At 66.2% G+C, this 8,060-nt stretch carries 8 protein-coding genes; 5 read left to right on the top strand and 3 right to left on the bottom strand.

The window, feature by feature from the left end; translation table 11 throughout:
- Positions 1 to 155 precede the first annotated feature (155 nt).
- From OXU43_06230 to OXU43_06220, 3 genes are read right to left on the bottom strand one after another with little or no spacing between them, the layout of a single operon-like run.
- The gene (locus OXU43_06230; protein ID MDD9824749.1) at positions 156 to 848 is read right to left on the bottom strand and encodes an energy-coupling factor ABC transporter ATP-binding protein; all 693 of its coding nucleotides are present in this window, start codon (positions 846 to 848) and stop codon (positions 156 to 158) included.
- A complete protein-coding gene (locus OXU43_06225) occupies positions 848 to 1,537 on the bottom strand; it encodes an ABC transporter permease (protein MDD9824748.1) in 690 nt (229 codons plus the stop codon). The genes OXU43_06230 and OXU43_06225 overlap by 1 nt, the downstream gene beginning before the upstream one ends.
- Positions 1,538 to 1,592: 55 nt before the next feature.
- Positions 1,593 to 2,396, bottom strand: a complete 804-nt coding sequence (locus OXU43_06220) for a substrate-binding domain-containing protein (GenBank protein ID MDD9824747.1) — start codon at positions 2,394 to 2,396, stop codon at positions 1,593 to 1,595.
- 124 nt (positions 2,397 to 2,520) lie between these two features.
- Between OXU43_06220 and miaB the strand changes: the two genes are divergently transcribed.
- From miaB to lnt, 5 genes are all read left to right on the top strand, one after another.
- Positions 2,521 to 3,900 (top strand): tRNA (N6-isopentenyl adenosine(37)-C2)-methylthiotransferase MiaB, encoded by a 1,380-nt coding sequence (miaB, locus tag OXU43_06215; protein ID MDD9824746.1) that lies wholly within the window; start codon positions 2,521 to 2,523, stop codon positions 3,898 to 3,900.
- Positions 3,897 to 4,892 carry a PhoH family protein gene (locus OXU43_06210; protein MDD9824745.1) on the top strand — a complete coding sequence of 332 codons (996 nt, stop codon included), beginning with the start codon at positions 3,897 to 3,899 and terminating at the stop codon, positions 4,890 to 4,892. The genes miaB and OXU43_06210 overlap by 4 nt, the downstream gene beginning before the upstream one ends.
- A 1-nt stretch (position 4,893) precedes the next feature.
- A complete protein-coding gene (gene ybeY, locus OXU43_06205) occupies positions 4,894 to 5,376 on the top strand; it encodes an rRNA maturation RNase YbeY (protein MDD9824744.1) in 483 nt (160 codons plus the stop codon).
- Positions 5,345 to 6,226, top strand: a complete 882-nt coding sequence (locus OXU43_06200) for a CBS domain-containing protein (protein ID MDD9824743.1) — start codon at positions 5,345 to 5,347, stop codon at positions 6,224 to 6,226. Before ybeY ends, OXU43_06200 begins: the two co-directional genes overlap by 32 nt.
- An 81-nt stretch (positions 6,227 to 6,307) precedes the next feature.
- The gene (gene lnt / locus OXU43_06195; protein ID MDD9824742.1) at positions 6,308 to 7,888 is read left to right on the top strand and encodes an apolipoprotein N-acyltransferase; all 1,581 of its coding nucleotides are present in this window, start codon (positions 6,308 to 6,310) and stop codon (positions 7,886 to 7,888) included.
- Positions 7,889 to 8,060: the final 172 nt, after the last annotated feature.

The raw sequence follows: 8,060 nt of genomic DNA, 5'->3' as shown, positions 1-8,060 counted from the left end.
GCCATTCCCATGCCCCCACCTCGCCATTCCCGCCCTTTACCTCGTCATTCCGGCGAAAGCCGGAATCCCGCATAACAAGCGCGCGCTTCGCGCTCCTTCAGGGCGGAGCGGGGGCGCGGCAGACAGCCATAAACTCGCGCCGCCATGCCGGGCCGCTAAACGGAGGCGGCGCCCGCGCCCGAGCGGCCGATGAGGAACGGAAACGGGGCTGACAAGCGCCCGTCGCGGATCTCCCATACCTGGTCCGCCAGTACCAGGGCGCGGTTCAGGTCGTGGGTGGTAAAGACGATGGTTTGCCCGTCGTGCAGGCGTATTTTGCGTATCAGATCTTCCAGCATGGATACGGCTTCCCGGTCCAAGGGGGCGAAGAGCTCGTCGAGCAGCAATGCCCTGGGCTGCAGAACCAGCAACCGGGCGACGGCCACCTGTTGCGCCTGACCTCCCGACAGCTCGCGGGCATCTTTCTCCGCCAGCGCGCCCAGCTCCAGGCCCTCCAGGCACTGCCGCGCCAGCGACCGGCGCAAGGAGCGACCCATGCCGCGAAAGCGCAGGCCGACCGCCACGTTATCCAGCGCGGTGCCCCGGAACAGGAAGGGCGCCTGGGGCAGAAAGCCTACCGAGCGGCGCAGGGCGCCGAGCGCCGACTGCCCGAGGCAGCGGATCTCTCCATGGATCGGCGGCAACTCCAGCGCCAGCGTCTTCAGCAAAGTGCTCTTGCCCGCCCCGTTGGGCCCCACAAAGGCCACGATACTCCCCTGCCCCACTTCCAGGTCTATGCCCTTCAGTACCGGGTTATCGGCCGCATATCCGCAGGCAAGCCCTCGCAACAGGTAGGTGGGAGGAGGCATCAGGACTTCTGTTGCAGTTGTTGCGGCCCGAAGGTAACCACAAACGCGATGAGCAGCAGCAAAATACCCAGCGCCAGGGCGAATTCGAAATCTCCGCGCGCGGTCTCCAGCGCGATCGCGGTGGTCATCGTACGAGTAAATCCATGGATGTTCCCGCCCACGATCATGGCGATGCCCACTTCGCTGATCGCCCGCCCGAAACCTACGATGGCGGCGGCCAGCAGCGCATAGCGCATCTCATCCATCAGCACCAGGCCGCGCTGCAGCGGCGAGGCGCCCAGGATGCGGCTGGTGTAGTCAATCCTCCAGTCCGCGTTCCGGACCGCGGCGATGCTCAGGTTCCATATCAACGGGAAGATCAGGAGGAACTGGCCGATGGCGATGGCGCCCCGAGTGTACAGCAGGTGCCACTCCCCCAGCGGGCCCCGGTGACTCAGCATGCCGTACAGCAGCATCCCGACCACCACCGTAGGCATGGCCATCAGGGCATTGAGCAGGCCCAGCAGCAGACTGCGCCCCGGAAACCGCGCGACGGCGACCAGGATCCCAAGGGGTATGCCGACCAGAGAGGCCATCAGGACGGCCGCCAGAGAAATGACCAGCGAGGTGGCGGCCACCCGGCAGACATCGGCATCCAGGGAGATCAGCAGCAGCGCCGCTTCCCGCAAAGACTCCAGAAGAAAACTCACGCTCCCGTACCAACGGCCCCGCGACCGGGGCAAAAAACGAATGCGGGCAACAGGGTCAATGTGCCCGGCGGTCAGCCGCCGGATAGAACGGCAACTGTCCATGCAACCGGAAATTGCCGATCAGCGCCTGGCCTTCCGAACCGACCAGGAACCCGATCAGGAGACGGGCGGCATCGTAGCGCACATGAGGATGCCGCTCCGGATTGACGGCGATGACATGGTAGGGGTTGTGCAGCGCCGGGTCGCCTTCCGCGCGGATCTGCAGCCGAACCCGGTCGCCGAGGGCAAGGTAAGTGCCCCGGTCGCTCAAGACGTATGCCTGCCGTTCCACGGCCAGCAACAAGGACGCCGCCATGCCCTGCCCCACCGAAAGATACCAGTCTCCCCGGGGCGCGACGCCGGCCTGGCGCCATAGCGCCAATTCCTTCTGGTGCGTCCCGGAGTTGTCGCCGCGGGAAACGAAAGCCGCGCCATGCGCGGCGATGGCGCGCAGGATGGAAAAAATGCCGTCGTCCGCCGCCGGCAGGCCGCCGCCGGGCCCCAGGAGAATAAAGTCGTTGCGCATAACCAGGCGGCGGCCCACGCCCCAGCCCTCCCGGACGAAGCGTTCCTCCGCCTCGGGCGCGTGCAGAAGCAGCGCGTCCACATCGCCGTTGCGCCCCAGCCGCAAGGCTTGTCCGGAACCGACAGCGATTACCCGCGCCATGACGCGATGCCGGCGCTCGAAGGCGGGGATCAATACGCCCACCAGGCCGCTGTCCTCAATGCTGGTGGTAATGGCCAACAAGATCTCCCGCTCCGCCGCCCGGGACAGGCACACCGCCGGCAGCGCCGCCAGCATGGCGGCCAGCGCCAGCACGCCCGGCCAGCCTCGCGGGCGCGAACGGCGGCTACGGCCCCGGACGTCGTCGCGGAAGTGCCTGGAAAAGGGCATCGGGAAAGTGTACCGTAGAACCGATGGCGGAGGAATCGGCGCGGGAACGATGCAAAATCTGTTCATAAAAACCTTTGGCTGCCAAATGAACGAGTACGACTCCGCCAGGATTGCGGACCTGCTGCGCGAGTCCCATGGCCTGACCCTGACCGCGGACCCGTCGCGGGCGGACGTGCTGCTGATCAATACCTGCTCGGTGCGCGAGAAGGCCCAGGAAAAGGTTTTTTCCCTGCTCGGGCAGTGGCGCGAATGGAAACGGCAGCGCCCCGAATTGCTGATCGGCGTGGGGGGCTGCGTAGCCAGCCAGGAGGGGGCCGCGCTGCGGCGCAGGGCCGCATGCGTGGACATCGTATTCGGCCCGCAAACCCTGCACCGCCTGCCCCGGCTGCTGGACCGGGTGCGGAAAACGCGCAAGCCCGCCATTGACATTTCGTTCCCCGAGATCGAGAAATTCGATTGCCTGCCGCCCCCGCGCGGCGGGGTCACGGCCTGGGTGTCCATCATGGAAGGGTGCAGCAAGTATTGCAGTTTTTGCGTCGTTCCCTACACCCGCGGGGAAGAGTTCAGCAGACCGCTGGACGACGTCCTTGCCGAAATCGCCGCTTTGGCGGAGCAGGGAACCCGCGAGGTCACCCTTCTCGGCCAGAACGTCAACGCCTACCGGGGGCGCATGCACGGCGGCGGCACGGCGGACCTCGCCTGCCTGATCGAGTACCTGGCGAGTCTCGACGGAATCGGCCGTATTCGCTACACTACCTCGCACCCCATAGAGATGAGCGACCGGCTGATTGATGCCTACACGCGAACCCCGCAACTGGCGAGCCACTTGCACTTGCCGGTGCAGAGCGGCTCGGACCGAATCCTCAGTCTGATGAAGCGCGGCTACACCGCCATGGAGTACAAGTCCTGGATCCGCCGCCTGCGGCGGGCACGGCCGGGGATCGGCATATCCTCCGACTTCATCGTGGGGTTCCCGGGAGAGACGGAGGAAGACTTTGCGGCCACCCTGCGGCTGGTCGAGGAGGTGGGATTCGATCAATCTTTCAGTTTCCTGTACAGCCGGAGGCCGGGCACCCCGGCCGCATCCCTTGCGAACGAAGTGCCCGCCGAGGTCAAGAAGCGGCGGCTGCGCGCGCTGCAGGAATTGATTGACCGGCAGGCCCTCGAGATCGCCCGTTCCATGGTGGGCGGCACGTGCCGCGTCCTGGTGGAGGGGCCGGCGCGCAGGGGCCCCCGGGAATCGTTGTGCGGGCGCACGGAAAACAACCGGGTCGTCAATTTCTCTGCCTCCCCGGAACTGGTCGGAACCTTTGCCGACGTTCGGATCACGGAGGCGCTGCCCCACTCTCTGCGCGGCGAAGCCGTGACCGGCGCCGCGCCCGCCCGCATCCCGCGGACGCCCGAACCTTTGCCCCGTCTCTCGCCTTGAGCCGCCAGCAGACCCTCTCCGAAGCGACGCGCGCGGCCGCCGACCTGTCCCTGGAGCCGATGGACCATCGGCGCCTTTCCAATCTATGCGGCCCCCTGAACCGGCACCTGCATCAGGTAGAGCAGCGAATGGGGGTGGAGATCTGCAATCGCGGCAACGGCTTCCATGTCACCGGCAACCGCCAATCCGTGGCCATGACGGGAAAAGTCATCCGCGCCCTGTACGACGCCACCCGGGAAGAATTGCTGTCGGCGGAAAGGGTGCACCTGTGCCTGCAGGAAGCGCTCAACGAAAACGGCAACGCGGCGGCGAAAGACCGGCAGCAAGAACGGGTCCACATCCGCAAAAAGACGATACGCGGACGCACGGACAATCAGCGGCACTACCTGCGCAACATACGGACGCGCGAAATCAATTTCGGCATCGGGCCGACTGGCACGGGAAAGACCTATCTCGCCGTGGCCTGTGCCGTCGCCGCCCTGGAGCAGGAGCGGGCGCAACGCATCTTCCTGGTGCGCCCCGCCGTGGAGGCCGGCGAACGGCTGGGCTTCCTGCCCGGAGATATGGCGGAGAAGGTCACTCCCTTCCTGCATCCCCTCTACGATGCCTTGAACGCCCTGCTGGGACACGAACGGGTAGCGCAGTATCTCGGCCAGGGCCGCATCGAGATCCTGCCGCTGGCATTCATGCGCGGGCGCACGCTGGAGGAATCGTTCATTATCCTGGACGAGGCGCAAAACGCCACCGTAAGTCAGATCAAGATGTTCCTGACCCGCATGGGCCTTGGTTCGAAAATGGTGATCACCGGCGACATTACCCAGGTTGACCTGCCGGCGGGCAAACGCTCCGGCCTGTCCCATGCCGCCGAGCTGTTGCGCGGCGAGGCCGGTATCAGCTTCACTTACTTCAGCTCCGCGGATGTCGTCCGCCACCCCCTGGTCGCCCGTATCCTGGATGCGTATGCCCGCTCCGGGGAAGACGCCGGCCCGTAGTATGGCGACATTGGCTATCCGGGTGGAGATCCAACGGGCAACGGACGAGACCGTTCTACCAGAAAACAGTCAGATCGAGCGCTGGGCGCGACTGGCGCTGACCGGCAGCAAACAGAAAGGGGAACTCGCGGTGCGCATCGTCGGCGAGGAAGAGGGGGGAGCGCTGAACAGAAAATGGCGCGGCGGCAAGGGCCCCGCCAACGTGCTGTCTTTCCCCTATTCTCCTCCGGCCGGCATGGCGATGCCGCCGCTGGGCGATATCGTGATTTGCGCGCCCGTGTTGCGGCGCGAGGCGCGGGAACAAGACAAGCCGCTGCTTGCCCACTGGGCGCACATGGTGGTGCACGGCACCCTGCACCTGCTGGGCTACGCGCACGAAGAAGACGCGGAGGCGCGCCGCATGGAGAATCTGGAGCGGAAGATTCTCGAAGGACTCGGCTTCCCCGACCCCTATGCCACGGAAACCCAAAGCCAAAAACCGTAGCGGCAAGGAGAGCGACGGGACGCGCTCCTGGCTGGACCGGATTGCCCAGGCCCTCGCCGCGGTGCCGGAGGACCGCCATTCCCTGCTGAACCTGTTGCGCGCGGCCGAGACCCGCAAACTGCTGGACCCGGAAACCATGCCCATGATCGAAGGCACGCTCAAAATCATAGACCTGCAGGTGCGCGACATCATGGTGCCGCGCATCCGGATGGTCATGGCCAGCGAGCAATCTCCCCAGGACGAGTTACTGGAAACTTTCGTCTCGTCGGGATATTCGCGCCTGCCCATAGTCGAGGAGAACGCCGATTCCATCCTGGGCATCTTGATCGCCAAGGACCTGCTCGGGTATGTCCTGTCCAAGCCGCAAAAACTCGACATCCGGGAGCTGGTGCGGCCGGCGATGCTCGTCCCCGAGAGCAAGTCCCTGAACGTGCTGCTGCGCGAATTCCGCAGCGCTCACAGCCATATAGCGATCGTGGTGGACGAGTACGGAGGAATCGCCGGACTCGTGACCATCGAGGACATCATCGAGGAGATTGTCGGCAATATCGAAGACGAACATGACCGGGAGGAGGAAGAGGAAAACATTCGCCGCTTGGATGGAGACCGCTACGCGATCAAGGCCATTACCCCGCTCGAAGATTTCAACGATTACTTCGGCACCGAAATGGACGCGGAAGAATGCGACACCGTCGGCGGGCTGGTGCTGAAAGGCTTTGGCCGGATGCCCCGCAAGAACGAGAGCGCCATCGTGGAAGGGCAACGCTTCGACATCCTGCAGGCAGACAAAAGGCGCATTCATCTGATCGGGTTCCAGGGGCGGAAAAAGGCGCGAGAGGACGCCACCTGAGCCCGCCGGCAACGCCCCGGAATCCCTTCCGTCGCGACCGCATCCCGGCCCTGCCGGCTCCCTGGCGCCTACCTGCCCCCCATGCCCCGCCCGTTTTCCCAACTGCGCCGCCGGCTCCGGCCCCTGCTGTCCGGCCGTTGCGGGCAGCGGCTCGGGGATGCCGGCGCGCTGGGCGCGGGCGCCCTGATGCCGGCAGCTTTCGCGCCCTGGAATCTGTGGCCGCTGCCGTTGCCGTTGCTGGCCCTGCTGGCGCTGCTGTGGCGGCACGGCACTACGATGCGCGCCTGCTGGCGCGGCTGGCTATTCGGGTTCGGCATGTTCGCCGCGGGCGTAGGCTGGGTGCGGATCAGCATCCGGATGTACGGCGACCTGCCCGGGCCGGTCGCTTGGCTGCTCTCCCTTATTCTGGCCGCGATCCTCGCCCTGTACCCCGCCCTGGTCGGCCTGATCGGCCGGCGCCTGATGCCCGCCCGTCCGGGCTGTACGGGTCATGACGCGATCTGGCTGCTGCTGGCGGTCCCATCCCTGTGGACATTAAGCGAGTGGCTGCGCTCTCTGTTGCTCACCGGTTTCCCCTGGCTCAGCCTGGGCTACAGCCAAACGGACGGGCCCCTGGGAGGATGGGCCCCCCTGCTGGGAATTTTCGGCCTCGGGTGGCTGTTGGCGCACAGCGCCTGCCTGCTGGCCTGGCTGTGCTTGCGCCGGGGCCGCGGGGCGCTCCCGGCGCTCTGCCTGGGCGGCCTGATATGGGCGCTCGGCCCGCCGTTGCGCGAGGTTTCCTGGACCGCGCCCCGCCCCGGCGGCGAACTTTCGGTGGCCGTGATCCAGGGGGCGATCCCACAGCCGCTCAAGTGGGACGCCGCCTACCTTACGGAAACCGTCACCCGGTATCGCCGCCTCTCCGCACCGCACTGGGGAGCGGATCTGATCGTCTGGCCGGAGACCGTGATCCCGGCTTTCCGACACCAGGTAGGGCCCCTGCTGGCGGAATTGCGGCAACGCGGCCAAAGCGCGAACACAGAACTGCTCCTCGGGATCCCGGTCCGCGATTCGGAAACGGGGAAACTGTACAACAGCCTGCTGTATCTGGGGCGCGGCACCGGCGTTTACCACAAGCGGCATCTGGTGCCGTTCGGAGAATACCTGCCCCTGGAAAGGCTGCTGGCGCCGCCGCTGCGGCGGCTCGGCGTCCCGGTGCCGGCGTTTTCGGGCGCGACGGGAGAGAAGCCGCTGCTGTACCCCTCCTTCGGGCCGGTGGGCGTCGCGATATGCTACGAGATCATATTCGGCAGCGAACTCCTCGACATGCTCCCGGAGGCGGAACTGCTGGTCAACGTCAGCAACGACGCCTGGTTCGGGGATTCGCTGGCGCCGCACCAGCATTTGCAAATCGCCCGCGCCCGCGCCCTGGAAGTCGGCCGTTATCTGGTGCGGGCGACAAACGACGGGATCAGCGCCGTAATTGACGAGAAAGGCCGGCTATTGGCGCAGGCCGCGCAATTCCAGCCGCAAACCCTGACCGCGCGGGCGCTGCAATTCCGCGGCATAACGCCGTATGCCCGCTGGGGAGACTGGCCCATGGTCGCCCTGTCGCTGGCATTGTGCGCCGCCTCGCTGGCCGCCGGGCGCAACGCAAGGCGCAACGAAAGACTGGCGCAATGAAGCCGCTCGAGAATGCCGCCCGCTTCGGCAACGCCGGCGCCGGCAACCGAGTCTCCCGGGCGGCTGCGCCCGCCCGTCCGCACCGCGGAGCCAGCGGGCCGCTCCGCAATCGAAGGCAAGAAAAGCGGTTCTTACGCATCACTCCCCCCTTGAGGGGGAGTCGGCAAGACGA

This window comes from Gammaproteobacteria bacterium, from assembly GCA_028817255.1.
In the GTDB taxonomy this organism is placed as follows: domain Bacteria; phylum Pseudomonadota; class Gammaproteobacteria; order Porifericomitales; family Porifericomitaceae; genus Porifericomes; species Porifericomes azotivorans.
This window is presented reverse-complemented; position numbering and strand designations above follow the sequence as displayed.

What these genes read in the sequence shown, in the direction of transcription:
- OXU43_06230 (MDD9824749.1), bottom strand. Translation starts at nt 848, where the DNA reads ATGCCTCCTCCCACCTACCTGTTGCGAGGGCTTGCCTGCGGATATGCG.
- miaB (MDD9824746.1), top strand. Translation starts at nt 2,521, where the DNA reads ATGCAAAATCTGTTCATAAAAACCTTTGGCTGCCAAATGAACGAGTAC.
- ybeY (MDD9824744.1), top strand. Translation starts at nt 4,894, where the DNA reads ATGGCGACATTGGCTATCCGGGTGGAGATCCAACGGGCAACGGACGAG.
- OXU43_06200 (MDD9824743.1), top strand. Translation starts at nt 5,345, where the DNA reads ATGCCACGGAAACCCAAAGCCAAAAACCGTAGCGGCAAGGAGAGCGAC.
- lnt (MDD9824742.1), top strand. Translation starts at nt 6,308, where the DNA reads ATGCCCCGCCCGTTTTCCCAACTGCGCCGCCGGCTCCGGCCCCTGCTG.